The sequence below is a fragment of the Sorangium sp. So ce590 genome (assembly GCF_051521365.1).
In the GTDB taxonomy this organism is placed as follows: Bacteria; Myxococcota_A; Polyangia; order Polyangiales; family Polyangiaceae; genus Sorangium.
Map to the genome: position 1 here is coordinate 2,681,281 of NZ_CP150346.1, position 26,134 is coordinate 2,707,414.

Annotated in this window: 14 protein-coding genes; 11 read left to right on the top strand and 3 right to left on the bottom strand. The window is 73.3% G+C overall.

What is annotated here, in order from left to right; genetic code table 11:
* The first annotated feature begins 36 nt into the window (after positions 1–36).
* From WMF28_RS10275 to WMF28_RS10300, 6 genes are read left to right on the top strand one after another with little or no spacing between them, the layout of a single operon-like run.
* Positions 37–1,431 (top strand): aminotransferase class V-fold PLP-dependent enzyme, encoded by a 1,395-nt coding sequence (locus WMF28_RS10275; RefSeq protein WP_437601981.1) that lies wholly within the window; start codon positions 37–39, stop codon positions 1,429–1,431.
* Positions 1,428–2,477 (top strand): TauD/TfdA family dioxygenase, encoded by a 1,050-nt coding sequence (locus WMF28_RS10280; RefSeq protein ID WP_437601982.1) that lies wholly within the window; start codon positions 1,428–1,430, stop codon positions 2,475–2,477. The genes WMF28_RS10275 and WMF28_RS10280 overlap by 4 nt, the downstream gene beginning before the upstream one ends.
* On the top strand, positions 2,470–5,331 hold the full coding sequence (locus tag WMF28_RS10285) for an amino acid adenylation domain-containing protein (RefSeq protein ID WP_437601983.1): 2,862 nt from the start codon (positions 2,470–2,472) through the stop codon (positions 5,329–5,331). The genes WMF28_RS10280 and WMF28_RS10285 overlap by 8 nt, the downstream gene beginning before the upstream one ends.
* On the top strand, positions 5,328–6,656 hold the full coding sequence (locus tag WMF28_RS10290; protein WP_437601985.1) for a condensation domain-containing protein: 1,329 nt from the start codon (positions 5,328–5,330) through the stop codon (positions 6,654–6,656). The genes WMF28_RS10285 and WMF28_RS10290 overlap by 4 nt, the downstream gene beginning before the upstream one ends.
* A gap of 3 nt (positions 6,657–6,659) precedes the next feature.
* Entirely contained in the window at positions 6,660–8,513 is a 1,854-nt protein-coding gene (locus WMF28_RS10295; RefSeq protein WP_437601987.1) for a non-ribosomal peptide synthetase, read from the top strand.
* Complete coding sequence (locus WMF28_RS10300; RefSeq protein WP_437601988.1) at positions 8,510–12,445, top strand: amino acid adenylation domain-containing protein; 3,936 nt, start codon at positions 8,510–8,512, stop codon at positions 12,443–12,445. Before WMF28_RS10295 ends, WMF28_RS10300 begins: the two co-directional genes overlap by 4 nt.
* Here WMF28_RS10300 and WMF28_RS10305 read toward each other — a convergent pair.
* Entirely contained in the window at positions 12,438–13,769 is a 1,332-nt protein-coding gene (locus WMF28_RS10305; RefSeq protein ID WP_437601989.1) for a serine hydrolase domain-containing protein, read from the bottom strand. The two genes, WMF28_RS10300 and WMF28_RS10305, sit on opposite strands and share 8 nt — an antisense overlap.
* A 125-nt stretch (positions 13,770–13,894) precedes the next feature.
* On the opposite strand from WMF28_RS10305, the gene WMF28_RS10310 reads away from it, so the two are divergent.
* Complete coding sequence (locus WMF28_RS10310) at positions 13,895–15,427, top strand: amino acid adenylation domain-containing protein (protein WP_437601991.1); 1,533 nt, start codon at positions 13,895–13,897, stop codon at positions 15,425–15,427.
* Complete coding sequence (locus WMF28_RS10315) at positions 15,427–15,672, top strand: acyl carrier protein (protein WP_437604238.1); 246 nt, start codon at positions 15,427–15,429, stop codon at positions 15,670–15,672. The genes WMF28_RS10310 and WMF28_RS10315 overlap by 1 nt, the downstream gene beginning before the upstream one ends.
* Before the next feature lie 15 nt (positions 15,673–15,687).
* Here WMF28_RS10315 and WMF28_RS10320 read toward each other — a convergent pair whose 3' ends face one another.
* On the bottom strand, positions 15,688–16,857 hold the full coding sequence (locus WMF28_RS10320) for an acyl-CoA dehydrogenase family protein (protein ID WP_437601992.1): 1,170 nt from the start codon (positions 16,855–16,857) through the stop codon (positions 15,688–15,690).
* A gap of 811 nt (positions 16,858–17,668) precedes the next feature.
* Here WMF28_RS10320 and WMF28_RS10325 point away from each other — a divergent pair.
* Complete coding sequence (locus tag WMF28_RS10325; RefSeq protein WP_437601993.1) at positions 17,669–20,014, top strand: 2OG-Fe(II) oxygenase; 2,346 nt, start codon at positions 17,669–17,671, stop codon at positions 20,012–20,014.
* 68 nt (positions 20,015–20,082) lie between these two features.
* Here the strand turns inward: WMF28_RS10325 and WMF28_RS10330 are convergent, their stop codons facing one another.
* Positions 20,083–22,581 carry a TonB-dependent receptor domain-containing protein gene (locus WMF28_RS10330; protein WP_437601994.1) on the bottom strand — a complete coding sequence of 833 codons (2,499 nt, stop codon included), beginning with the start codon at positions 22,579–22,581 and terminating at the stop codon, positions 20,083–20,085.
* Between the two features lie 477 nt (positions 22,582–23,058).
* Here WMF28_RS10330 and WMF28_RS10335 point away from each other — a divergent pair, with 477 nt between their 5' ends.
* Positions 23,059–23,526: a helix-turn-helix domain-containing protein gene (locus WMF28_RS10335; protein WP_437604239.1), complete on the top strand. Its 468-nt coding sequence runs from the start codon at positions 23,059–23,061 to the stop codon at positions 23,524–23,526.
* Entirely contained in the window at positions 23,523–26,126 is a 2,604-nt protein-coding gene (locus WMF28_RS10340) for a VIT domain-containing protein (protein ID WP_437601996.1), read from the top strand. The genes WMF28_RS10335 and WMF28_RS10340 overlap by 4 nt, the downstream gene beginning before the upstream one ends.
* Positions 26,127–26,134 lie beyond the last annotated feature (8 nt).

Genomic DNA, 26,134 nt, shown 5'->3' on the forward strand with positions numbered 1-26,134 from the left:
GCAAAGTAGACTCGCCACCTCTTCCGAGCTGAAGTGATGCTCACAGCGGAAATCCCCACAGCCAAGGACGGTTCATCGAGCGCCCTGCGATCCCTGCCGGAGGTCGTGGGCGCCGAGCACAGGGTCGAGATCCCGGGTCGAGGGCTGCGCCGGGTGGTGCGGCTCAACGCCGCGGCGACCACCCCGCCGCTGCGCGCCACGCTCGACGCGGTCACGCGGTTCCTCGGCCATTACGGCGCGCTCCACCGCGGCTCCGGTCCGCTCGCGCGGGCGGCGTGCGAGGACCTCGAGGCGGCCATCGCGTCGATCCGCAGCTTCCTGGGCTGCGGTCCGGAGCATCACCTCCTGTTCTGCGACAACACGAGCGGCGCGATCAGCCAGCTCGCGCGCATGCTCGCGCTGAAGCCCGACGACGCGGTCGTGATCTCCGAGGGCGAGCACACGTCGAACAACCTGCCCTGGCGCTTCACGACCCGCGCGCGCGTCGTCGATGTGCGCTCGTTCGACGACGGCTCGATCGACGAGCAGCACCTGGGAGAGGTGCTCGGCGACGAGCGCCTGCAGATCCGGGTCGTCGCCGTGTCGGGCGCCTCGAACCAGACCGGGTACATCCCCGATCTCCGGCGCCTCTCGGAGCTGGCCCGCTCGAGGGGCGCGCTGCTGTTCGTCGACGCCGCGCAGCTCGCGCCGCACCGGCCGATCGACATGGTCGCCTCGGGGATCGACGCGCTGGCGCTCTCGGCGCACAAGCTCTACGCGCCGTTCGGGGTCGGCCTCCTGGTGGTCCCCAAGCGGCTGCTCGATACAGCGCCGCTGGAGCCGGGCGGCGGCTCGATCGACATGCTCAGCGACGTCCGGGGGGACGCGACCGTTGTCTGGGCGCCGCCCACGCTCCGCCACCAGCCCGGCACCTGGAACGGCACCGGGATCGTGGCGCTCGGCGCGAGCTGCGAGGCGCTGGCGAAGGCCGGCTGGGACGTCGTGATCGAGCACGAGCGGCAGATCGTGGAGCGGATGGCCGCTCGGCTGTCGGGGATCGAGGGGCTGCGGCTCCACGTGCCTGCGGCCGCGTACGGCGAGCACCGGATCGGGGCGTTCCCGTTCAGCATCGCCGGGATGCACCACGCCCTCCTCGCGGCCGTGCTCGATCACGAGCACGCGATCGAGGTGCGCGCGGGGACGATCTGCAACCACCGCCTCGTCCGCCGATGGTTCGGCGTGAGCGACGAGGAGCAGCAGGCCGTCGAGGCGCGGATCCGGGCCGGCGATCGGCTGGCGTCGTACGGGATCGTGCGCGCGAGCGTCGGCATCCACACCACCCTCGACGACGTCGACGCGCTCGGCGCCGCGCTCGAGGAGATCCTGGCCGGAGGGCCGCGCCTTACCTACGAGCCGATCCAGTCGGAAGAGGCGTATCGGCCGGCCGGATGACGACGCGAGGCGCTGATCGATCCGCGCTCGACCGCGCGCGGCGGCGACCGGTCACCCTGGACCAGATCGTCGAGCTGATCGACGGGGCCGACGGCGCGTGGTCCCCGGCGCTGGCGCGGCCGGCGGCGGCCGGCGTGGACCTCGCGTGGTGGCTGTCGAGCCATCGGGACGAGGTCGATCGGCGCCTCGATCGAGCGGGCGCCGTGCTGTTCCGCGGGTTCGCGATCCCGTCGGCGGACCAGTTCCGGCGCGTGGTCGAGGCGGGCTCGCGCGGGCCGCTCGTGCCGTACACGTACGCATCCACCGACCGGAGGCACCTCGGTCACCACGTCTACACCTCGACCGAATACCCGCGGGCCTACGCGATCCCGCTCCACAACGAGCTGTCCTACGCCGCCGACTGGCCGATGAGGCTCTGGTTCTGGTGCGAGCAGCCGCCGGAGGCGGGCGGCGCCACGCCCCTCGCCGACGCGCGCCGCGTCCACGCGCGCTTGCCGAGAGAGCTCGTGGACCGGTTCGAGCGCCGGGGCGTCCAGTACGTCCGCCGCTACAGGCGCGATCTCGACCTCCCGTGGCAGCAGGTGTTCGCGACCGAAGACAGGGACGAGGTCGCGCGCTTCTGCGCGCGCGCCGGCATCGAGCACGCGTGGATGCCGGACGGCTCGCTGCGCACGTCCCAGGCGCGGCCCGCCGTCGCGAGCCACCCGCGCACCGGCGAGGCGGTGTGGTTCAACCAGGCGCACCTCTTCCACCCCTTCGCGCTGCCCAGCCAGGAGCGGCTCGCGCTCGCGTCGTGCGCGGATGAGGCGCCCAGGACCGCGACGCACGCCGGCGGAGCTCCGATCGACGTGTCCGATCTGGAGGCGATCGCCGACGCCTATGCGCGGGAGGCGGCCCGCATCCCCTGGCGAGCCGGCGACGTGCTGCTGCTCGACAACATGCTCGTCGCGCACGGGCGCGATCCGTTCGAGGGGCCGCGCCGGATCCTCGTCGCGATGACCGAGATGCGCCACGGCCGCGCCATGATCGAGGCGCCGGGTGGGTGAGCCGGCGGTCGAGGGGTTCCGGCTGACGCCGCAGCAGCAGCGGCTCCTGGCGTCGGGGGCTGGCGGCCTGAGGGCGACCTGCGTGGTCGCGCTGGAGGCCGAGCCGGACATCGCGGCGCTCGAGCGGCGCCTCCAGACGATCGTCGAGCGGCACGAGATCCTGCGCACGGCGTTCCGCGCGGCGCCGGGGCTCGCGTACCCGCTGCAGGTCGTCGGGCCGGCGGCCGGCGCGCTCGCCGACGGCACGGCGCCGGCGCTGCGGGCGCTGCCGGGAGCGCGCGTCGAGCTCGAGGTGTCCGCGCTGCAAGCCGACGCCCCCTCGATGCTGGGGCTCGTCCGCGAGCTGTTCGGAGCGGAGGGGGAGCCGCCGCTTCAGTACCCCGACCTCGGCGAGTGGCAGTGGGAGATGCTCGAGGCCGAGAGCACCGCGCCGGCGCGCGAGCGCTACGCCGCGCGGCGACGCGCCCAGCCGCGCCCATCGGTCCTCCTGGGCGCGCCTCCGGAGCCGGACCCCGGGGGGGCGTGGGCGACCGAGGAGACCGAGGTTCACCTCGATCCGGGGGCGGCCTCGCAGGGCGCGGCGGTCCTCCTCGCCGCCTGGTGGGCGCTGCTCGCGCGCGTCACCGGGGCCGGCGGCGTGATGACGGCCGTGGTCGCCGGCGGCCGATCCTTGCCGGAGGTGGCGTCCGCGCTCGGCCCGCTCGCGAAGCACGTGCCGGTGTCGGCGCAGGACGTCGCCGCGCTCGGCATGGAGGCGCTGATCGAGCGAGCGCGGGCCGAGCTGGACGCCGCTGCCGAGTGGCACTCCTACCACGATCCCGGCGCCCCTCCGGCGCCGACCTGCTTCGAGCGCTGGGACGCCGACGTCGCGCCCAGCGTCCGCGTCGAGCGCCTCGCCGTCCACGCCGATCGCTTCGATCTCAAGCTGTCCGTTCTTGTCGGCCGCGCGCCGCGCGCGACGCTGTACGCCGATCGGAGGCGCGTCGGACGGGCGGTCGCCGAGCACCTCGCCCGCCTGTACGAAGATCTCCTCGCCGCGGGCCTGGCCGCGCCGCGCCGGCCGATCGGCGAGCTGCCTTTCCGGGCGCGTCCCTGGGCGCCGGCGCCCCCGCAGGCCGTGGCCGCGCCTCCGGACGCGGCGTCGATCGACCCGCGGATCTGGGCGCATTCTGTCGCGCACGGGGACGCGATCGCCGTCGCCTGCGGCGCCGAGCGGCTCTCGTACGGGGCCCTGGTCGCGCGCGCCGAGCGCCTCGCGCGCCGCCTCGTCGAGATCGGGCTGCCGCCCGAGGCGCGGATCGGGCTCTCGCTCTCGCGATCGCCTGCCTGGGTGACCGCGATGCTGGCCGTCCTCCGCGCGGGGGCCGCCTTCGTGCCGCTCGATCCGACCCTGCCGGCGGCGCGCCTCGAGCGGATGCGGCAGATCGCGGGCGTCTCGCTCGTGATCGACGAGGCCTGGCTCGACGCCCACGCCGGCGCCGATCGCGACGTCGCGCTGCCGGCGCCGCGCCCCGACCGCCTCGCCTACGTGCTGTTCACGTCGGGCTCGACCGGCCAGCCGAAGGCCGTCGCGGTGGAGCACCGGCAGGTGAGCGCCTACGTGCGCGGGCTGGAGGCGCACGTGGGCCGCGGTCTCCGCTGGGCCTGGGTGTCGAGCGCGGCGGCCGATCTCGGCTACACGGCGGTCTTCGGCGCGCTCGCGCTCGGCGGCGCCCTGGAGATCGTCCCGCAGGAGGGCGCCCGCGCGCTCGCGGACCGGCTGCGCGCGTCGCCGGTGGACGCCATGAAGATCACGCCGTCGCACCTCGCGGCGCTGCTCGAGGACGGCGCCGGCGTGCTCCCGCGCTCGCACCTCGTCCTGGGGGGCGAGCGCCTGTCGCGCGACCTCGTCGCGCGGATCCGCGCGCTCGCGCCTGGCTGCGCCGTGTGGAACCACTACGGGCCGACCGAGACCACGATCGGCTGCACCATGGCGCGCGCGGACGCCTCGCGCCCGGGGGCGTACCTGTCGCTCGGTCGCCCGCTCGCGCACGCCACGGTCGAGGTGATCGACGCGAACGGGCGCTCGCTGCCGCCGCTCGTGGTGGGCGAGCTGTGCGTCGGCGGCGAGGGGGTGGCGCGTGGCTACCTCGGCGAGCCGCGTGGGACATCGGAGCGCTTCCTCCCGGATCCCGGCTCGGCCCGTCCGGGAGCGCAGCGCTACCGCACCGGGGATCTGGGCTGGATGGACCTCGACGGGACCCTCGAGCTCGTCGGCCGCGCGGACCGGCAGCTCAAGGTGCGCGGGTTCCGCGTGGAGCTGGAGGAGATCGAGGCCGTGCTCGCGCGGGCGCCGGGGGTCAGGGGAGCCGCGGTGATCGCGCGCGACGTCCGGCAATCTGACGCGCGCGACGATGTCCTCTCCGCGTTCGTGGTCCCATCCGCGGCCGCCGTCGCGGCCCCGACCGACGCCGAGCTGCGCGCCCACCTCGCGCTCTTCTTGCCGGAATACATGCTGCCGGCGTCGATCTCGATCGTGCCGTCGTTCCCGCGCACGCCGAGCGGCAAGATCGACCGCGAGGCCCTCGCCGGGCTCGTCGCCCGGGCCCAGGCGCCTCGTCGCCCGGGTCCGCGGCCCGCGGCCGGGCTCGAAGCGGAGCTGGCCGCGCTGTGGGAGGAGCTCCTCTCGACGAGCGACGTCGGCGCCGAGGACGACTTCTTCGAGCTGGGCGGTCATTCGCTCGCGGCCATGCGGCTCGTCGGCCAGCTCCACCGGCGCTACCGCGTCGACGTGCCGCTGATGACCGTCTTCGAGGCGCGCACCGTCCGCAGGCTGGCGCGCGCGCTCGACGCCCTGCGAGGAAGCGCTGGATGAGCCGCCTGGAGGCGGCCTCCGCTGCGCAGCAGCGGATCTGGCTCTCGCACATGTTGAACGAGGGCGACTCGTCGCACACGGTGAGCAACGCCCTTTGCTTCTCGGGGCCGCTCGACGTGGGCCGGCTGCGCGCGGCGGTGCGCGCCGTGGTCCGCCGCCACGAGGCGCTGCGGACGACGTACCGGCTGGAGGGAGCCAGGCTCGTGCAGCGCATCGAGGACGACGCCGACGTGCTCCAGCCCGACGTGGATCTCCGCGCGATCCCGCGCGTCGAGCGCGCCGCTGCGGCCGCGGCGGTCGCGACGGCCGACGCGCGCCGCAGGTTCGACCTCGAGCGCGGCCCCGTCATGCGCGCGACGCTCGTCTCGATCGGCCCGCTCGAGCACCGCTTGCTCCTGACCGTCCATCACATCGCGATCGATCGCTGGTCACGGCACGTCCTCGTGCGCGAGCTCACCCACCTGTACGGCGCGCTCGCGGCGGACCGGCCGGCGCCGCTCCCCGAGCCTCTCCAGTACGCGACGTACGCAGCCCGCGAGCGCATGGCCGCCTCGACGCCTGGCTACGCGGAGAGCCTCGAGCACTGGAAGCGCCGGCTCGCGCAGGCGAGCCCCGTGCGGCTGTCGCCGCGCCCGCGTGGCGCGGGCAGCCGCCCCGCGGGATACCGCTCGTTCGTGCTGGCCGCCGGGGCGCTGGCGCCGCTCCGCGCGCTCGCACGCGAGGCGCGCGTGACGTTCTTCGTCGCGATGCTCGCGGTGATCGACGTGCTCCTCTTCCGGCTGACCGCCGCGGAGGACATCGTCGTGGCGGTGCCCCACGCCAACCGCGGCAAGCCGGGGACGGAGACCCTCGTGGGCTGCGTGGTCGAGATGCAGCTCCTGCGCGTGGATCTCTCGGGGGATCCGAGCTTCCGGGAGGTCCTGCGCCGGGCGCGCGACGTCGTCCTGGACGCCCATCGCCACGGCGGCGTCCCCTTCGACGCGCTCCTCCAGGAGCTCGGGCTCGCGAACGACGCGGGGCGGCCGCCCCTGTGCAACGTCGTCCTCGCGTTCGCGAATGATCCCGATCCCGTCCCCGAGCTCGCCGGTCTGGCGGTCCGGGTGGAGGAGAGCCTCGCGGACACCGCGAAGTTCGATCTCACGCTGTCGTTCATCGACCGCGGCGACGCCATCGACGGCTGCATCGAATACGACGCTGGCCTGTTCACCGGGGCGCAGCTCGACGCGCTCGTCTCGCACCTCGCTGCGCTCGCCGCCGGCGCCGCCCTGCTGCCGGACCGCCCCGTTCTCGACCTGCCGCTGACGGTGACCGAAGAAGGAGCCTGACCCATGACGTTCTCGTTAGATCGACTGCTCCGGCAGAGCGCTGAGCGAACCCCCGACAGGCCGGCGCTCCGGTCGGCGGCCGGCGAGCGGACCTACAGAGAGCTCGACGAGGCCGCCTCGGCCGTCGCCGGCTTCCTCGTCGAGCGCGGCGTCCGCCGCCAGGATCGCGTCGGCGTCTACCTCCACCGGGGGTTCGACTCGATGGCGGCGATCTACGGGATCCTGCGGGCGGGCGCGGCGTACGCGCCGTTCGACTCGGCTGCGTCGGAGAGTCACCTCGCCGCCGTCGCCCGCGACGCGGACATCCGCGTGGTGCTCTCGGAGCCGGCGAAGGCGCCTAGGTTGCGGAAGCTGCTCGCGCTCGGGACGCCGATCGAGACGGTGGTCGGAGGCGACGACGGCGGCGGCCTCCCCGTCTCGGCCCCGAGCTGGTCCGAGGTGGCAGCGGCTCGCCCGCGCTCGGACATCGGGGTGATCGAGGGCGATCTGTCGGTGCTGTTCTACACCTCCGGGACCACCGGCACGCCGAAGGGCGTCGCGCACTCGCACCGCAGCATGCTCTCGAACGTCGCGTGGGCCCTCGACAGGTTCGGCGTCCGCGAGACGGATCGGGTCAGCAACGTGACCTCGCACCACTTCGATCTCTCGTGGTTCGAGCTGTTCGTCACGATCGCCGCCGGCGCGCTCCTGGTGCAATTCCCCGAGGACACCGTGAAGTTCCCGGCGAGCCTCGCCGGCGCGCTGGAGCGCGAGCGCCTCACGGTCTGGTGCTCCGTCCCGTCGCTGCTGGTCGGGCTGGTCCAGCGGGGCGACCTCCAGGCGCGCTCGCTCGACACGCTGCGCTGGGTGCTGTTCGCCGGCGAGCGGTTCCCGGTCCCGCACCTGCGCCGGCTCATGGAGCTCGTGCCGTCGCCGCGCTTCTGCAACATGTACGGTACGACCGAGACGCACATCGCGGCGCACTACGAGATCCCGCCGCTGCCGGCCGGACCGCCGGACGTGTTGCCGATCGGGCGCGCCTGCGCCCACGTCAACCTCGAGGTCGTCGATCCGGAGGGCGTCCCGGTCCCGCGCGGGCAGGAGGGGGAGCTGGTGGTGCGCGGGCCGAGCGTGATGGAGGGGTACTGGCAGCTCCCCGAGCGCTCGGAGCGGGCGCTGCGGCCGGTGGCGTTCACCCCGTTCGGGCCGCAGCGCTGCTACCACACAGGCGATCTCGTCGCCGAGCAGCCGGACGGCGACCTCGAGATCCTCGGCCGCGCCGATCGCCGCGTGAAGGTGCGCGGCCACCTGCTCGATCTCGACGAGGTCGAGCGCGCGCTCCTGGCCCACGAGACCGTGCAGGAGGCGGCCGCCTTCGTGCTCGGGGAAGAGGGCGCGGACGCGGATGTCGTCGCCGTCGTCGCGCCGAAGCCCGACGCCGCGATCGAGCCGCCCGCGCTGCGCGCGCACGCCGCGTCGCGGCTGCCCGCGTTCGCGGTCCCCTCGACGTTCGCCGTCGAGCCGATGCTGCCGAAGACAGGGTCCGGCAAGCTCGATCGCCGGGCGGTGCAGGAAGGCCATCGCGCGCGGGTCGGCGTCGCCGCGGCGGCCACAGCGGCGCCGGCGGCCGCGCGGGAGGAGGGCGACGACGCCGATCCGATCCGCGCGTTCCTCCGCCGCGAGGCCGCCGCCGACGGGATCGAGCTGGACGACGACACCGACCTCCTCGCGGGGGGCGTGGTGGACTCGCTGTGCGCGCTCCGGATGGTCGCGTTCCTCGAGGGGCACCACGGCATCCACATCCCGAACGACAGGCTCGCGCAGGAGAACTTCCAGACCATCCGGGCGATCCGGGCGATGGTGGAGCGGCTCCGATGAGCGACGAGGCGCTCCTCGTCTTCGACCGAGCGCTGATCGAGGAGCGCGCCTGGTGGGTGCGGCGGCTCGCCGACGTCGACGCGCGCACGGAGCTCCGCCCCGACGCGGCCGGGCCGGCGAACCGGCGCCCGGCGCGCTTCACGGAGCCGATCCCGGCGCCGCTCGCGGCCGGGATCGCCGACCTCACCGGGAGCGCGCCGCTCCTCGTCTACACCACGCTCCTCTGCGGCGTGGCCGCGTGCCTCGCGCGCACGCACGATCGGCGCACGGTCGTCGTCGGCGCGCCTGCGTGGACGACGGCGCCCGCCGGCGGCACCGACGCGGTCGCGATCCTCGTGGAGATCCCGGCCGAGGCGAGCTTTCGCGAGCTGCTGGTGGCGCAGCGCGAGCAGCTCCTCCTCGTCGCGCAGCGCCAGCGTTATCCGCTGAAGCGGCTGCTCGCGGACCTGGGCCTGACGACCCGGGGCGCATCCCCGCTGTTCGGCGTCATGGTCGCGTCGGCGTCCCTCCATCGCCCCGCGCCCTCCGCCGGCCAGGACATCACGATCACGCTCGACGCCTCCGGCGCGCCGGCCCTGGAGATCGAGCTCTTCCCCGAGCGACACGCGGTGTCCACGGTGAGGCGCTTCGCCGGCTACGTGCTCCACCTGCTCTCGGCGGCGCTCCTCGATCCCGACCGGCCCGTGGCCGATCTCCCGATGATCGGCCCGGAGGAAGAGCGGCGCCTCGTCGATGGCTGGGAGGCGCCTCCGCCGGCGGTCCGCAGCCGCGCCCACGCGCTCGCCGCTGGCGCGAACCTGACGCGCAACCAGCTCCTCGTGTGGACCGGGCAGAAGCTCCAGCCCGGCGTCCCGCTCTACAACATGGCCACGCTCTCGCTCGTCGAGGGCTCACTGGACCCGGCGGCGTTCGCGGCCGCGTGGCGCGAGGTCGTGGCCGGCACCGACGCCCTGCGCACCGTGGTCCGCGAAGAGGCGGGCGAGCCCCGCGCTGTCGTCGTCGACGGCTTCGCCGAGGTCGTCGAGCACCTCGACTGGACCGGCGATCCCGCGCCGGTCGATCGCCTCGACGCCTGGGCGCGCGAGCGGCAAGCGCGGCCGCTCGACCTCGCGCGCTGCCCGTTCGACTGCGCCGTCATCACGCTCGGCCCCTCGCGGTGGGCGCTCTACCTGTGCGCGCACCACCTGATCACCGACGGGGTCACGAGCGCGCTGCTCTATCAGCGCGCAGCCGAGCTGTACGAGCGGGCGCGCGCCGGCGAGCCCTTGACGCACCCGCCCTGGCCTCCGTTCGCGCGCCTCGTCGCGGCCGATCATGCGTACCGCGAGGCGCCCGCCTCCAGCGACGCGGAGGCGTACTGGTCGCGCCTGCTGCGGCCGCTGCCCGAGCCGCTGCGCTGGTTCGGGCGGTCGCCGCGCCGGTGCGACGCGCGGACCGAGCGCGTCTCCCGCGGGCTCGGGCGACCTCTGACCGACCGGCTGAAGGCCGCCGCCGCGAAGCCGCCGCTCTTCCTGTTCAACGAGGAGCTGTCGCTGCTGATCAGCCTGTGCTGCGTGGTCGATGCCCTCGTCCATCACCTCGCGGGCGCCTCCGACGTGTCGGTCGGCGTCGTCTTCCACAACCGCGGTGGAGCGGCGGGGCGCGACGTCGCCGGCCTCGTCATGGAGGTCGCTCCGGTGCGCGTCGCTGTCGAGCCCGACAGCACGTTCGCGGAGCTCGGGCGCCGCACCGGCGAGCGCATCCGGTCGCTGCTGCCGCACCTGCGTTACTCGGTCGGAAACCCGGGCGGCAAGGACCACTACGACGTGCTCCTGAACCTCCAGACCGGGAGCTTCGGCCCGTTCGGCGGCGCTCCGGCGCGGACGAGGCGCCTCTCGGCCGGTCACGGTCACGAGAGCCTCTCGATCGAGGCGCACGTCGAGGAGGGCGAGCTGTGGCTCGATCTCGACCTCCGCGCCGAGCAGCTCCGCGCCGAGGAGCGCGAGGCGGTCGCCGACCACCTGGTGCGGCTCGTCGAGGCGCTCGTCGAGGATCCGGAGCGCCGGCTCGACGCGGTGTCGATCCACGTCTCTGGCCACGTCTCTGGCCACGTCTCTGGCCACGTCTCTGGCCACGTCTCTGGCCACGTCTCTGGCCACGTCTCTGGCCACATCTCCGGCGAGGTCTCCGGCGCGCCTCGGCTCCCGGTCGTCGAGCCGATCCCCGAGGGGCGGAGCGTGCTCGATCTCTTCGCGGTCCAGGTCGCGCGGCGACCCGACGCGGTGGCCGTGGACGGGGAGGACGGTCGGCTCACGTTCGCCGAGCTCGACCGCCGGGCGACGGCGATCGCGGAGCACCTGCGCGCCACGGCGGTCGCGCGCGAGGCGACGGTCGCCGTGTCGATGCCGCGCGGTCCCGCGCTCGTCGCCGCGGTCCTCGGCGCGCTCCGCGCCGGCGCCGCCTGCGTGCCGATCGACACAGGCCTCCCGCTCGCGCGGCGCCGGCGGATGGCCGAGATCGCGGGCGTCGTCGTGACGCTCCACGAGAGCGACGTCGGGGCGCTCGGCGCCGCCTCTTCGAGCGCCACGTTCGCGCCGCCGCACGGCGAGCAGGTCGCGTTCGTCTACTTCACGTCGGGGACGACGGGCCAGCCCAAGGCCGTCGAGCTGCTCCACGGCCCGCTCGCCCGCTACGCGCGCTTCGCCGCGCGCACCTTCGCGCTGAGGGCCGGCGATCGTGTCCTTCAGTTCGCCTCGCCGTCCGCCGACACGTTTTGCGAGGAGGTGTTCGCGACGCTGGCCGCCGGCGCGACGCTGGTGCCGCGCCCCTTCGACGCCGTCGTCGCGCCGGAAGAGCTCCTGCGCGTCTGTCACGAGCGGCGCATCACCGTGCTCGACCTGCCCACCGCCTACTGGCACGAGCTCGCGTTCGGCTGCTCGGCGGACGCGGCGGAGCGGCTCGAGCACGTGCGCCTGATCGTGCTCGGGGGAGAGCGGCTCGCCGCCGATCGGCTGCGGGCGTGGCGCAAGGTCGCCGGGACCGCGCACCGCATCCTCAACACCTACGGCCCCACCGAGGCGACGATCGTGACCCTGACGCACCCGGTGGACCCCCGCGACGGCGTGTCGAGCGAGGTGCCCATCGGCCGCCCGATCCCCGGGACCCGCGCGTACCTCCTCGATCATCGCTTGCGACCCGTGCCCATCGGCGTCCCCGGCGAGCTCTACCTCGGCGGAGACTGCCTCGCGCGCGGCTACAGGTCGGCCCCCGATCTGACCGCCGCGCGCTTCCTGCCCGATCCTTTCGCGACCGAGCCGGGGATGCGCATGTACCGGACCGGCGATCGTTGCGCGTGGCTCGCCGACGGCTCCGTCGAGTACCTCGGGCGCATCGACGATCAGGTCAAGGTGCGCGGTCACCGCGTCGAGCCGCGCGAGGTCGAGGCGGCGCTCGTGCGCGCTGCCGGCGTTCGGGACGCCGCGGTGGTGGCCAGCGGCTCCCCGGTCCGGCTCGTCGGCTATGTCGTCGGCGAGGAGGGGGCGCCTGCGGACTGGGCCACCGCCCTGCGGCGCGCCCTCGCCGAGGAGCTGCCGGAGTACCTCGTGCCGTCCGTGCTCGTCGCCGTCGACCGGATCCCGAGGACGCCCGGCGGCGAGCTCGAGCGGCGGAGGCTGCCCCCTGTCCCCGCCGACCGCGCCGCGGGCAGCGCGTTCGTCGCGCCGCGCGGCCCTGTCGAGGAGGCCGTCGCGTCGATCTGGCGCGACGTGCTCGAGGTGGAGCGAATCGGCGTCCACGACAATTTCTTCGATCTCGGCGGGCACTCGCTGCTCGCCGTCCGCGTGATGGCCCGCATGCTCGAGACCTTCGGCGTCGAGCTGCCCATGCGCGTCCTGTTCGAGCGCCCGTGCATCGCCGAGCTCGCCGAGGCGCTCGGCCCCGCGGCGCTCAAGTGACCCGCGTCAGCTTCTCGTCCCCCAGCAGCACGACCGTCTCCTCCGCGCGCCGCCGCACGAACACGGCGTTGTGCCCCTTGCCTTCGGACACGACGACCATGTCCGGGCCGAGCGGCGTGAGCCGCCGCCGCCGCTCGCCCTGCACGAGATAGACGTCCTCCCCTTCGACCTCGACGACGGTGGCGCTGCGCTCGCCCTTGAACGTGCCCACGAAGCCCGGGAGGGCCGCCGGATCCGGCAGCATCGAGGGAGGCTCGGCGCCGAGCGCGACGTCGAGCGCGGCGTGGACGAGCTGCAGCATGGCCGACCAGTGGAAGTTGCTCATGACGACCGCTCCCACCCCCACGTCGGGGAGCAGCGTCATCCCACAGCGGAACCCGACGTCCCACCCTCCGTGCCCCAGCGCGCGGTGACCCCGGTGCTCGTACACGCGGAACACGTGGCCCTGCGAGATGCTCGCGTCCTGCTCCCACGGGACGAGCGGCTTTCCCATGCCCTCGAGCGTCTCGGCCGCGAGGACCCTCACGCCGTCGAGCGCGCCGCGGCCGAGGAGCATGCGGACCCAGCGCGCCATGTCGAGCGCGTTCGAGAACAGCGTGCCGCTGGCGGCGTGCGAGCGCGACCAGGGATAGACGGGCGCCGTCGCCACCTCGCCGGCGTCGCCGAGCACGTGCCCCGCGGCGCGGACGCGCGGATCGGCTGGAGGCGCGGACATGCGGGAGGCGCTCATCCCGAGCGGCGCGAGGAGGGTGCGCTCCACGCGACGCTCGAACACCTCGCCCGTGACCTGCGCCACGAGCGCGCCGAGCACCTCGAAGCCGTCGTTGCTGTACACGCGGCGCTCGCCGGGCGCGGCGAGGAGCTCCTTGTAGGGGAGCTCGCGCACGTAGCGCTCGAGCGCGCGGTCGTCGAGCTGGGGATCGTCCCAGAGCGCCAGCTGATCGCAGTCGGGGAGCCCGCTCGTGTGGGTCAAGAGGTGCCGCACCGTGATGTCCTGGGCGCGCGGATCGTCGAGCCGGAAGAAGGGGACGTGGCGGCTGACCGGATCGTCGAGCGAGATCAGGCCCTGTTCGGCGAGCTGCATGACCGCGACGCCCGTGAACGTCTTCGTGATCGACGACATGGGGAACAGGGTCTCGGGCGTGACGGGCGCGCCGGACGTCAGGTCGGCGACGCCGTACCCTTCCGCGAGGACGACGCTGCCGTCCCGCACGATGGCCACGGCGACGCCCGGGGCGCGCTGGCGGCGCATCGCCTCGACCACGAGCGGGCGGAGCCGCGCGTCCAGATCCGGGTTTGACGAGACGACAGTCGCGAGGGTCATGGCGCCGGACTTCGTATAGTGTCGAGCCGGCGCGTGTCAAAACGCGCTGCGGATCGCCGTCGACGGCGCACCGCAGGACGGATTACCCTCCTACCGCACCAGCCGCTCGGACGGCCGCCGGGAAGATGAGCCCCTCGCGTCTCGATTCTTGCTTCGATGAAAGCGCGGCGCGGTATCCCGATCGACCGGCCGTGCACGCGGCAGGGGCGTGGGTCACCTACGCCGCGCTGCGGGACCGAAAGCGGGAGATCGCGGGTCGCCTGCGCGCCCGTGGGCTCGGAGGCGCCGGCGTCACCGTCGGGCTCCTCGCGGAGAAGGGCGCGGAGGCGTATGCAGGGCTCCTCGGGATCATGGAGAGCGGGAACATCTATGTTCCGCTCAGCCCGAGGAGCCCGCGCGCGCGCCTCGCGACGATCGTCGAGGAGGCGCGCCTCACCGCCCTGATCGTCGACGGCGCCTCGGCCGGCGCGGCGGTGGATCTGCTCGCGACGAGCGCGCGGCCCCCGCTCGTGATCCCGGCCGAGCCCGGCGCGCCGGCGATCGCTGGCCCCGGCGGCGCGCTTCCGGGGCCGCCCGACGACGTCCCGCGCCGGCCCGGCGACCCCTACGCGTATCTGCTCTTCACCTCCGGGAGCACCGGCAGGCCGAAGGGGGTGGGCATCACGCACGCGAACGGCCGTGCGCTCATCGACGCGCTCGCCGCGGAGATCCAGACCACCCCGGACGATCGCTTCACCCAGTTCGCGGAGCTCAGCTTCGACTTCTCGATCGGAGAGCTCTTCCTGTGCTGGCAGGCCGGCGGCTGCGTCTTCGTCCCCTCGTTCCACGAGGCGCTGATGCCGCGATCGTTCATCCAGCGGCACCGGATCACCGTGTGGAGCTCTGTCCCGACGCTCGCGAACAACCTCAAGGTCCTGCGCGCGCTCCGGCCGGGTGTCTTCGATTCTCTCCGCTGGTCGCTCTTCTGCGGCGAGGCGCTCCCCTCGCAGCTCGCCGAGGCGTGGCAGGCCGCCGCGCCCTCGTGTCGGATCGTCAATCTCTACGGGCCCACCGAGGTCACCGTGTTCGCGACGCTCTATTTCTATGACCCGAGCGCGCCCCCTGCGGCGGAGATCGTCCCGCTCGGCCGCCCGCTCGCGCCGGTCCGCACCTTCATCGAGCCGGGGAGCGGCGAGCTCCTCCTCGCGGGGGCGCAGGTCGCGCCCGGTTACTGGCGCGACTCCGCGGCGACGGCGCGCTCGTTCGTCACGCTGGCCGGCGATCCCGGGGGGCTCGTCTGGTATCGCACCGGCGATCGCGCCGGCACGGACGAGCGGTCGGACCTCGTCTTTCTGGGTCGGTGCGACGACCAGGTGAAGGTCCGTGGCCGCCGCGTGGAGCTGCGCGAGATCGAGGGCGTGCTGCGCCGGGTGACGGCGGTCGATCTCGTGGCCGTCGTCCCGATCCGCGCCGTGAGCGGCCTCTGCGAGGACGTTGTCGCGTATGTGAACCGCCTCGACGGCACGGACGACGAGGTGAGGGCGAGGTGCCGGAGCTACCTCCCCGAGTACATGGTCCCGCGGCGGATCTTCGTCCTCGCGGAGTTCCCGCTCAACGAGAGCGGGAAGATCGACCACCGCGCCCTCGCGGAGCGCGCCGCGGAGGAGGTCAAGAGGTGATGGCCGGAGTCGACGCGAACAGCCCAGAGGCGGTGACGGCTTATCTCACGCAGCTCTGGCAGGACGTGCTGCGCGTGAGCGAGGTGCGCCCGGAGGACGACTTCTTCGCGCTCGGCGGCGACTCGATGCAGCTCGTCCGCATGCTCGTGACCGTCTCGTCCGAGCTCGGGCGCGAGCTCGACTCCGACCTCTTCTTCCAGCGTCCGAGCATCGCCACGCTCGTCCGGATCGTCACCGAGGGCTGACGAGGCGGGGCGCCGTCACGCGCCTCGCCCGTCCTTCGAGACCAGCAGCAGGGCTGCATTCGCGGCGATCAGCCGGTCGTTGCTGATCATCAGCGGCGCCGCGAGCGCGTCGCGGACGTGGCGCGCGACGCTGTGATCGCCGTCGTTCATGTACCCCTCGATGCCGCAGATCTGGAGGCATTCCAGGCAGATCCGCGCCGTGAGCTCGGACGCTTCGATCTTGAGGTGGTTGATCCGGAGCGCCTGGCCGACGAAGGACGGCGCCCGCGCGCCTTCCTCGTCGGTCCTCGCCCGATCGAGCTCGCGGGCGGCCTCGCGGGCGAGGCTCCGCATCGCCTCCAGGTCCGCGCCGATGCGCGAGAGGCGCGTCGCGCCGGGCGGCGTGATGCCCGGCTTCGCCCGGGCGTCGCGCGCGACCCGCGCTCGAGCGACGGCCCATGCGTCCTCGGCCAGCCCCAGCCAGCCGAACGACCAGAGGACGTGCGAGGTGGGTACCAGCGTATCGGCCGCGATCGTGCGGAAGGGCTCGGCGAAGATCTGCTCGACCGGAGCGGCGGCCGTGAGGACGTACGGCGGGCTGCACGTCCCGCGCATTCCGAGCGCGTCCCAGCGGCCTGTGCGCTCGAGGGTGTAGTCCTGCTTCTGGAGCAGCACGAGCGCTTGCTGGCTCGGGCTGCTCTCCGGTGCGCTGCGCGCGGTCGTCAGGAGCGCGTCGGCGTGCTCGCCGTAGGAGACGACGGTGCATCGCTTTCTCAGCGTGAACCGCTCGCCGTCCCGCTCGACCGGAGCGATGCTCGACCGGAGATCGCCGCCGGTGCCCATCTCGGAGGCGGCGGACGCGATCAGGAGCCGCTCGCGCGCGATCCTCCGGAGGTAGTCGTGGAAGAACGGACTTTGTCCGTGTCGCGCGAGGCACGCCACCTGGCTCGTGTGCATCGCGAAGATCGCCGCCGTCGAGGCGCAGGCGCGCCCCAGCAGCGCGCACGCTTCACCGAGCTCTGCCGTCGAGGCGCCCAGCCCCCCGAGCTCGCGAGGGACGGCGGCCGCGAGGGCGCCGGCCTCCCCGAGCGCCGACATGGCCTCGTGCGGGAAGCGGGCCTCGCGGTCGACGATGGCCGCCAGCGGGCGCGCGACCTCCGTCGCGATGCGACCGACCCTTGTGTGCCACGCGTCGCCCGAGCTCAAGCCACGTGACTTTAGAGCAACGCGTGGGGCCGTTTCCAGCGCCTTGATGCGGCGCCGGCCGAGGGGATGCGCTCCAGGATCGAGGTGGCCGCCCCGCGCCTTCGAGCCGGGGCGTTCTTTCGGATGCCTCGGGGAGCGGAGCCGGCGCGCACGGAGCGAGCCTGCCCACGCGGTGACCGCAATCTCGGAGGCCAACGCCTCTTCGTCTACGGCCGGGTGGGTATCTCGAGCGTACGCAAGAGCAGTAAGAGGGCCGGTGCTCCGCGCCCCTGCGCGCGCTGGAGCGCATTGCGAACATGAGACGCATATTGCCAATATTTTTTGCTCTCTCCCTCCCGAGCATTGCTGCCGTCGCGCTTGACTTCCCACAGGGCGGTTGGGCATGCTCCCACCCAGCTGCGGCACCGACGCCGAACCCCGACGGATCCTCCCCCGCAGGATCCCTCGAGTGGGGCAAAGGGGAGATGACTCCTCCGGCGGGCCGGTCGTGTGTCTTCCGATCGCGCAGCTCAACGGGCGGGGGCCGGGGCGGCGCGGTCCAGGAGAACGTCCCATGACCACGCACCGAGATGTGAAGAACATCATCCGTGAGCGACAGGCGAGGACCGGTGAATCGTATACAGCCGCCCGCGCCCACGTGATGCGCGCCCGAGCGAAGCGCCTCGGGCTCCCGCCCGACGCGCCGAGCCCCATAGGAGCCTTCGGCGCCTCACGGCCTCCGGGGCGCCCGATGGAGACGCATCGCGCAGTCTTCCAGCACACGCGGCGAGGCTCGCCTCGTCGAGAGACGCATTTACCAGCGAGGTGAGCGATGTTGGACGAGGTCACGGCGGCGCTCGCGGCCGTCGAAGCAGAAGGTGAGTTCGCGACCGAGCTCGGATGCGGCTCGGACGATCTCCACATCGAGATCGAGGGGGTCGGTCCCATCCGTTTCCCGATCTCGATCGCCGCGGCGCGAAAGCTGTGCGCCGTCGCCGATCCGGCGCCGTACGGGCGGCGCGACAGGACCGTGCACGACGTGCGCGTGCGCGACACGTGGGAGATCGACAGGCGTCGGATCTCGATCGACACGCGAAGATGGCGGCGCACCCTCGAGCCCAGGCTCGCGATCCTCCGGCAGCGCCTCGGGTTGCCGGAGGAAGGCAAGCTCGAGGCCGCTCTCGACAAGATGCTCGTGTACGGCCCCGGCCAGTTCTTCGCGCCACACCAGGACTCCGAGAGGGACGACGACATGGTAGGATCCCTCGTGGTGGAGCTGCCGTCCAGGCACGAAGGCGGAGCCATCGTCGTCCAGCACCATCGGGAGACGAAGGTCTTTCCTTCGGCCACGCGGGGGCCGAAGGACCTGTCGCTCATCGCCTTCTACGCGGATTGCCACCACGAGGTGAAGCCCGTCGACGCAGGCTACCGGATCACCCTCACGTATCATCTCCTCTTCCGCGGGGCAGCGGAAGCTCGCGTGCCGCTCCGCCCCCCCGCCGTCGAACGCCTCTGCGCGAGCGTCAAGGCATACTTCTCGACGCCGGTCGCGATCCCGTACTCGAAGGCTCCCCCGCAGCGGCCGGACCGCTTGATCTACCTCCTGGACCACGAATACACGCAGAAGAGCCTGGGGTGGGGCCGCCTCAAGAACGCGGATCGGCTGCGCGCCGCTGCGCTGCGGCAGGTGGCCGAGCGCCTCGATTGCGAGGTGTACCTCGCCCTCGCCGACGTGCACGAGAGCTGGTCGTGCGAGGGGGACGATTGGGACGACGGATACGGCCGGCGCGCCTTCGGACGCCGCGACGACGCGTCCGATGACGCTCGCGACGCGGAGGACCATGAGCTCATCGAGCTCATCATGACGGACGTCGAGCTCCGCCACTGGGTGGGACCGGACGGGCGGCTCGCGCCGGGCCTCTCGGCGCACCCGGCGAGCCACGAGATCTGCTTCACCAGGGGGTCGGTGGAGATGGAGCCGTTCCGGTCCGAGCACGAAGGCTACATGGGCAATTACGGCAACACCGTGGACCGCTGGTACCATCGGGCCGCTCTCGTGATGTGGCCGCGAGATCGCGATTTCGTGGTTCGAGCGAAGATTGACCCGTCCTGGGCCGTGGACGAGCTCGCCGCGCGCATCGACGCGGGCGCCACGGACGAAGCGCGCGAGAGGGCGAACGAGCTCCTGCCCTTCTGGAGCCAATCTGCTCCAAAGGACACCGACGAGAGGTTCTTCCTGAAGCTGCTCGAGGTGTCGGCGGCGCTCGGCGATGCCAATCTCGCGCTCGGGCTGCTCTCGCCGTTGGGACCGCACTGGCTCGGCCCCCGCACGACGCCCGCCTTCGTCGCCCTCGTCCAGCGCTACGGCCTCGAGGCTTCGCAACGGGTCTTTTCCGCATGGGCCGAGGACGCACGCTACGATACGCCGCCGTGGCGCTCGTTCCTCCCTCGTCTCTGCGAGGCGCTCTGTGCCGGCGGAGACCACGGCAAGGCGCTCGCCGCATGGGTCCTGTCGCGCGAGGTGGCCTCGTTCAAACAAAGCTACACCGGCGCGCTCCGGCTGCCCGGGGCCCTCCGGGAAGAGGGCGTCGAGCGTCACCTCGACGACACGCTTGCGCTGCTGGAGACCGCCGCCGTGATCCAGGCGCCGTCCATCCGCGACGACCTCATCGCCTCCCTCACCGCGCCAGAGACGGCGCTGCCGGTCATGACGGCCGGCGCGCTGCTCCGGAGGTGCCGGGAAGGACGCACGCCGGCCGCAGTGAGGGCCCTCGGGCTGCAAGCGCTGTATCGCCGTGTCGTGGGTTCGCTCGAACGAATCCTCGCGGCGAAGGCGCGCAGCTCGGATGACTGGTCGATCGAGCCTCCGTCCGGATGCACGTGCGTGCTATGCAAAGGGCTCTCGGTGTTCCTGCGCGATCGAGGCCGGATCGAGCATGCGTGGCCTCTTGCGAAGGAGCGGCGGAGGCACATCCATGACGTCATCGAGCTCCACCGCTTGCCCTTGACCCACACGACGATCCGCAGCGGGAGCCCCCAGACGCTCGTCCTGACGAAGCAGAAGGCCCTCTTCGAGCGCGACGCCGAGCTGCGAGCGCGACAGAAGGCCCTCCTGGCCTGGCTCAAGAAAGAACGGAGGGCGTTCTCGGAGACACACCCGAGCGCCGCCTCCTCGTAGCCCGAAATCCGCTGCTGAGGCGCGAGCGCGCGCGCCTCGTCCACGCCCATCTCGTCCCGCTGCGTCCGTCAGAACCCGCCCTCCAGGCCGAAGTTCGGGATCGTGACCGGCCCGAACTCGGTCGGCTCGCACGACGAGAACGCATCGCACATCCCCGGCATGGTCTCCTTCGACAGCGTGGAGTTGAGCACGTCGAGGACGAGCGACAGCCAGCCTGACTTCCCGATGGGCCAGCGCTTCTCCAGGCGGACATCGAGGCGGAAGAACGGCGGCAGGCGCTCCCACCGCGGCGCTCCGCCGGCGAGGGGTCCGGATCCTCCAGGGACGCCGCCGAGCGGCGGAAGCGTCGCGCCGCCGATCTTCTGGGGAAGCCCGGAGTAGAACACGAAGCGCCCGCCAGCCCTGTATCCGCGGCCGAGGTCGTAGGTCAGCGCGACGTTCGCCACGTGGGCCCGATCGAACGAGCTCACCTGCCGGGTGCGGCCGATGCTGCGGGTGGAGCGGGACAGCGTGTACGACGCGAATCCACCGACGCGCCGCGTGAGCTTCCGGTGGGCCGACAGCTCCACGCCGGTCGCGGCGCCGAGCGCGCGGAGCGTGAAGGCGTCCTCGATCGAATCCAGGCCCAGAGAGCCGAGCGCGTCGGTCATGTTGAAGAACGCGTTGTGGAACACCGAGACCGTCGCGGTGATGTCCTCCGGCAGCGCGACCTCGAGGCCGGCGCTCGACTGGAAGCTCCGCTGGAGGCCGCCGTCGAGGCCCGGGCGGAAGCCGGGGATCGGGACGACGAAGCTCGGCAGCTGGGACGCGAGGCCGTGCGCCTGCACGAACGTCACGCCGCGCCCCAGGGAGAGCCGCGCAGATAACCGCGGATCGACGGCGAGCGCGACCGTATCGTCCGAGCGGTAGAGATCGAGCCGGAGCCCCGGGGTGATGCGCAGGCGCGAGGTGACCGCGATGTCGGATTCGATGTAGCCGCCCACCGTGAGGTCGACACGGCTCGAGAGGAAGTCGTCGTCCGGGGGGCCGCCGGCGTCGGTGTCGAGATCGATCTCGTTGTCGTCGACCACGGCGTCGATGCCGGCGCGGATCGTTGTCTCGTCGGGGAGCCGATGAGCGAGCGTGAGGCGCGCGCCGAGGCTCCGCGTCAGCGCTTTCTGGTCTCCCCCGATCCCCGTCTCGTCGTGGCCGAGCGTCAGCGCGCCGCGCAGCGCGCTGCCCCGGCCATACGCATGATCGTACCGGAGATCGATCCGGTGAAATGTCGTGTCGAAGAGGGTCGTCTTCTCGCCGTCTTCGTCGGTCGCCAGGAAGTCGTGGGCGCCGAACGCGAAGAGGCTCACCCGGCCTTCCGGGACGATCTCGTAGGACAGCCGGGCCTGGTAATCCCAGTAATCGAGCGCGACCTCGGGGGCGGCGAGCGAGAGGAGCAACGCCGTGTAGGAGTAGCGGCCGCCCACGAGCGCGACCCCGCGGCCGCCGGCGAAGGGGCCCTCGACGAGCCCGCCCACGTCGACGAGCCGGAGCATGCCCTCACCGTGCCAGTACGGGAGCGGCGGCGTCGTCTCGCCGGAGACGATCCCGCCCGCGTACCGCCCGTGACGCGCGGGGTAGCCGCCAGGATAGAGGTCGACGCGATCGACGATCCCGGGATGGACAACGGAAGGCCCGAGCCCGAGGTGATAGAGGTAGGGGACGCGGACGCCATCGAGGAAGTAACCGACGTTGCCCGGCGGCGAGCCGCGGACATAGAAGAACGGTAGCCCCGAGACGATGGGGGTCACCCCGGGGAGCATCTCGATGGCGCGGAAGGGGTCGCCGAACGCGCCGGGGACGATCCGGACCTCGCCGCGGCTCAAGCTGGAGACGCCGGGCGCCGGCAGCTCGCCGCGCACGGTGACCTCGAGCGACCGCGGCGCCTCCGGCGGCAGCCCGGGCGCCCTGGTCGGGCGCTCCGGCGCGGGCGCAGGTGCAGGCGCGGAGGCGCCGGGCGGCGCGGGCGGCGCGGCCTCGATGAAGCGGACCTCGACGCGGATCTTGGCTGCGACCGGCGCGCCGTCCCGGGTGGCCGGCGCAAAGCGGAACGACGTCGCGGCGGCCATGGCGGCCGATGCGAACGGCTCGGGCCCCTCCTCGGCGATCGCGGAGCGGACGGTCCCGTCCGCGTTGACCGTGAGAACGAGGCGAACTGTCGCGTCGCCGTGCGCCCCGTCAGGGTAGTCGGCGCCGAGCGCCGTGAGCGGCGCTGGTGGGACGAGCGCGGCGGGCGGCGTATCGCGGGGCGGCGCGGCGGGCGGCGCATCGTGGGACGGTGCGGCGGGCGGCGTATCGTGGGACGGCGCGGCGGGCGGCGCATCGTGGGACGGCTCCGCCGGCGGCTTGGCATGGGGCAGCGGCGTGTCGGGCGCGGCGGCGGCGGGGCGCGGCGCGAGCGTGCTTGCGAGCAGCGCTGCGGCTGTCGTGGAGCTCCGGAGGAAGCGCATCGCCGCGCCGTGGAGAGGCGACCGAGCGAGGACCAGAGCGGAGCGCTGCGCCGTGGAGCTCGGAGGCCAAGGAAGCGAGATCATAGGGGATTTATCGTGAGCGGCTCTCGAGCCGACGTCCTGATTGGCTTGCAGCGAACCGGTCGCGTCTGGCTCGCTCTCGTCAGCATCCTGCCGGGGCCGGCCGCCTTTCGTCCGTATCGTGTGCTGTCCGGCAGGATGGCAGGGGTGTCGACCCGACCCTCCGCGAAAAAAAAGCGCCGCGAGCCGGGGCTGTCCCGGAGCACGGCCACCCTCTTCCATCACGATCTACGCCGAACGACGCGCTCACTTCCTCCTCACCGGCCAGAATGCTCACTTCCTCCTCACCGGCCAGAATACAACGTCGGAGAACGCCCGGGTGAGCTCCTACGAGCAACGAGCACCGCGTAGACGCCGCTCTCCGGTCACACGAACGACGCCCGCGGGCAGTAACCGCACGCGCCCTCTCCCGAGGCGCTTTCTCTCGAGGTGAGTGTCTACTTGACAGTTTTAGTGTCACGATCCAGGATGCTCCCCGTGATGACGTACAAGCTCGACGAGCTCGCGGGCGAGGCGGGCGTGGCGCCGCGCACGGTGCGGTATTACGTGCAGCGCGGCCTCCTGCCGGCCCCCGAGTTCCGCGGGAAGGACACCTCCTACGGGCGAGAGCACCTCGCTCGGCTCCGTGCCATCAAGGTCCTCCAGCAGGCGCACCTGCCGCTCGAGGAGATCCAGGCGCGCCTCGCTGGCGCCGGCCTGGACGAGATCGAGCGCCTCGCCGCGGGGGCGCCGCCCGCCGCGCAGGCGGCTCGCTGCGCCGGTCCGGAGGCGGCGGCCGCGGCAGAGCCCCCCGCCGCCGGAGCGCCGCGCGGCGGGCGCTGGGAGCGGGTCGAGATCGCCGACGGGGTGGAGCTCCACGTGCGGAGCGACGCGCCCGAGCGCTCGCGGCGCATCGCCCTCGATATCGAGTCTCGCTACACACCCCTTGCCCCGAAAGGCTCGCGATGATTCCGACCACCGATCCCTTGCGCCCGGCGACGACGCCGATGTCGTGTCTATGCACCTCGGAGGGCCACCCGGTCCCGCTGCTCGGCGTCTCCCTCTCGGGGGAGGTCTTCGGCGGGGTGGCGCGGCTCGTGGTGCGGCAGCGCTACCGGAACGAGGAGCGCCGGCCGATCGAGGCGATCTACACCTTCCCGCTGCCGAGCGAGGCGAGCATCGCGGGCTTCGCCATGGAGTGCGCCGGCCGCAGGCTCGAGGGGGAGGTCAAGGAGCGGGAAGAGGCGTTCCGGGACTACGACGAGGCGATCGCCACGGGGCACGGCGCGGCGCTGCTCGACGAGGAGCGGCGCAACGTGTTCACGGCCAGCGTCGGCAACCTCCTGCCCGGGGAGGAGACGGTCGTCGAGGTCGCGTTCGTGCAGCCGCTGAAGGCCGACGAGGGGGCGCTGCGGCTCATGATCCCGACTCTCGTCGCGCCCCGCTACATCCCCGGCGCGCCCGGGGGCGAGCGGACCGCGCACGGCGTCCACGAGCCCACGGACGAGGTGCCCGACGCCGACCGCATCTCCCCCGAGATCGCGCGGGTCGACTACGGCATCACCGTGGACATCGTCTTCGACGTCGGGCGCGACGTCGCGATCGAGAGCCCCTCGCACGCGCTCGCCGTGCGCCGCGAGGAGGGGGGGCGACAGCGCGTGTCGCTCCGGAGCGACAAGGCCGCGCTCGATCGGGACATCGTGCTGATCGCCGCGGGCGCGCCGGGCGTGCAGGCGGGCCTGGTCTGCGACAGGGCCGCCGGCCGGGAGGGGACCTTCGCCCTCACCGTGGTGCCGGACCTGTTCGACGCGAAGCGGTCGTCCGCCCGGCGCGACGTCGTGTTCGTGGTCGACGTGTCGGGCTCGATGCAGGGCGCGTCGATCGACCAGGCGAAGCGCGCGCTCCGCCTGTGCCTCCGCCACCTCGCCGAGGGAGACCGGTTCGGGGTGATCGCTTTCTCCAACGATTTCCGGCTGATGCAGCCGTCGCTCGCCCCGTTCACGCAGCGGACCCTCGAGGCCGCCGACGCGTTCGTCGAGGGCCTCGTCGCGTCCGGCGGGACGGAGATGCTGAAGCCGCTGCTCGCCGCCGTGGGCATGCTCGGCGACACGGATCGGGACCGCGTGGTCGTGCTGTTGACGGACGGTCAGGTGGGCAATGAAGCCGAGATCGTCGATCGGGTCGCCGCGGTGGGCAAGGGGGTGCGGGTCTACACGTTCGGGATCGGGGCCAACGTGAGCGATCTGCTCGTGAACGACCTCGCGCGCCGGACGCAGGGCGCCGCGGAGCTCATCCACCCGGGCGAGCGCATCGACGAGAAGGTGACGGCGCAGTTCGCGCGGGCGACGGCGATCCGGGTCACCGGGATCGAGGCGCGCTTCGAGGGCGTCGACGTCGGCGAGCTCGCGCCGGCCGAGCTCCCGGCGCTCGTCGACGGCGAGCCGTGGGTGCTCCACGGCCGCTACGGGCAGCCGGGGATGGGGCGCGTGGAGCTGCGCGGGAGCCTGCGCGGAGAGCGCTTCCACCTCGAGGTGCCGGTCGAGCTCGCGGCGGAGGCGTCGCGGCCCGGGCTCGAGGCGCTGTGGGCGGGTGCGCGGGTGCGCGAGCTCGAGGCGTCGGAGCGAGGGCTGTCCGGCAAGCGCGCCGAGGCGATGCGCAAGCGCATCGTGGACCTCGCGATCCGGCACCGGGTCGCCTCGAAGCACGCGTCGTTCGTGGTGATCGAGCGGCGGACGGGCGACCGGCGGGCCCACGGGCAGCCCGAGGCGAGGCCGGTGCCGGTGAGCGCTCCGGCGGGGTGGGGGATGTCCAGCCGCCGCGGCCCCGCGGGTCCGGCCGCCGTGTTCGCCGCGATGCCGAGGAGCAGCGGCGGTCCCAGGTTGGGCGGTCCTGCCGTCATGAGGGCCAGGGCCGTCGCGCCCGCTCCGATGGCGGTCCAAGACGGCCGGTCGATCGACGCCCTCGAGTCGGCGCCGGCCGCCCGCGGCGGCCTGCTGTCGCGCGCCAAGCAGCTCTTCCAGCCGAGCGCCGTGGCCGGACCGGCGGGCGCCGCGGCCCCCGCGGGCGCCGTCGCGGGGGGTCGACCCGGAGGAGCGCAGCACGGGTCCGGGCCGGCAGCGCCCCCGGCGCCGGCGCCGAGCGCCGCTCCCGGAGGGGCCGAGCCGCAGGGAGCCGGCCCGGGGCGCGTCTTCGAGGAGCAGCTCGCGTCCGGGCTCTGGGAGCGCGGCGAGTCGACAGATCTCGGCCGGCTCACCAGCACGGCGCTGTGCCTCGCGGCGTGCCACGAGCAGGGCATCGACTCGGCGCACTCCATCTACGGCGCCCAGGTGGCCAAGGCGGTCGAGGCGCTCTGCGGGCTGGCCGAGTCGCTCCTCCAGCGCGGCGGCGCCGACAGGGAGGTGGCCGCGGCGCTCGCGGCGGCCTACCTGGTGGCGAGCGGCCGGCGGCTACGGGCGCGGGTCCACGACACCGTGGCGGCCGCCGCGCCGGACGCGGTGCGCGCGGTGCTGGGCGAGCTCGGGGACGCGGGGGCGCTCAGGAGAAGGGTCGAGGCGCTGCGGGGCGCGTGACGGGCTCG

Coding starts and splice junctions, on each gene's coding strand:
- WMF28_RS10295 (WP_437601987.1), top strand. CDS start 6,660: ATGACGTTCTCGTTAGATCGACTGCTCCGGCAGAGCGCTGAGCGAACC.
- WMF28_RS10315 (WP_437604238.1), top strand. CDS start 15,427: ATGGCCGGAGTCGACGCGAACAGCCCAGAGGCGGTGACGGCTTATCTC.
- WMF28_RS10300 (WP_437601988.1), top strand. CDS start 8,510: ATGAGCGACGAGGCGCTCCTCGTCTTCGACCGAGCGCTGATCGAGGAG.
- WMF28_RS10325 (WP_437601993.1), top strand. CDS start 17,669: ATGTTGGACGAGGTCACGGCGGCGCTCGCGGCCGTCGAAGCAGAAGGT.
- WMF28_RS10335 (WP_437604239.1), top strand. CDS start 23,059: ATGACGTACAAGCTCGACGAGCTCGCGGGCGAGGCGGGCGTGGCGCCG.
- WMF28_RS10275 (WP_437601981.1), top strand. CDS start 37: ATGCTCACAGCGGAAATCCCCACAGCCAAGGACGGTTCATCGAGCGCC.
- WMF28_RS10340 (WP_437601996.1), top strand. CDS start 23,523: ATGATTCCGACCACCGATCCCTTGCGCCCGGCGACGACGCCGATGTCG.
- WMF28_RS10330 (WP_437601994.1), bottom strand. CDS start 22,581: ATGATCTCGCTTCCTTGGCCTCCGAGCTCCACGGCGCAGCGCTCCGCT.
- WMF28_RS10280 (WP_437601982.1), top strand. CDS start 1,428: ATGACGACGCGAGGCGCTGATCGATCCGCGCTCGACCGCGCGCGGCGG.
- WMF28_RS10290 (WP_437601985.1), top strand. CDS start 5,328: ATGAGCCGCCTGGAGGCGGCCTCCGCTGCGCAGCAGCGGATCTGGCTC.
- WMF28_RS10305 (WP_437601989.1), bottom strand. CDS start 13,769: ATGACCCTCGCGACTGTCGTCTCGTCAAACCCGGATCTGGACGCGCGG.
- WMF28_RS10310 (WP_437601991.1), top strand. CDS start 13,895: ATGAGCCCCTCGCGTCTCGATTCTTGCTTCGATGAAAGCGCGGCGCGG.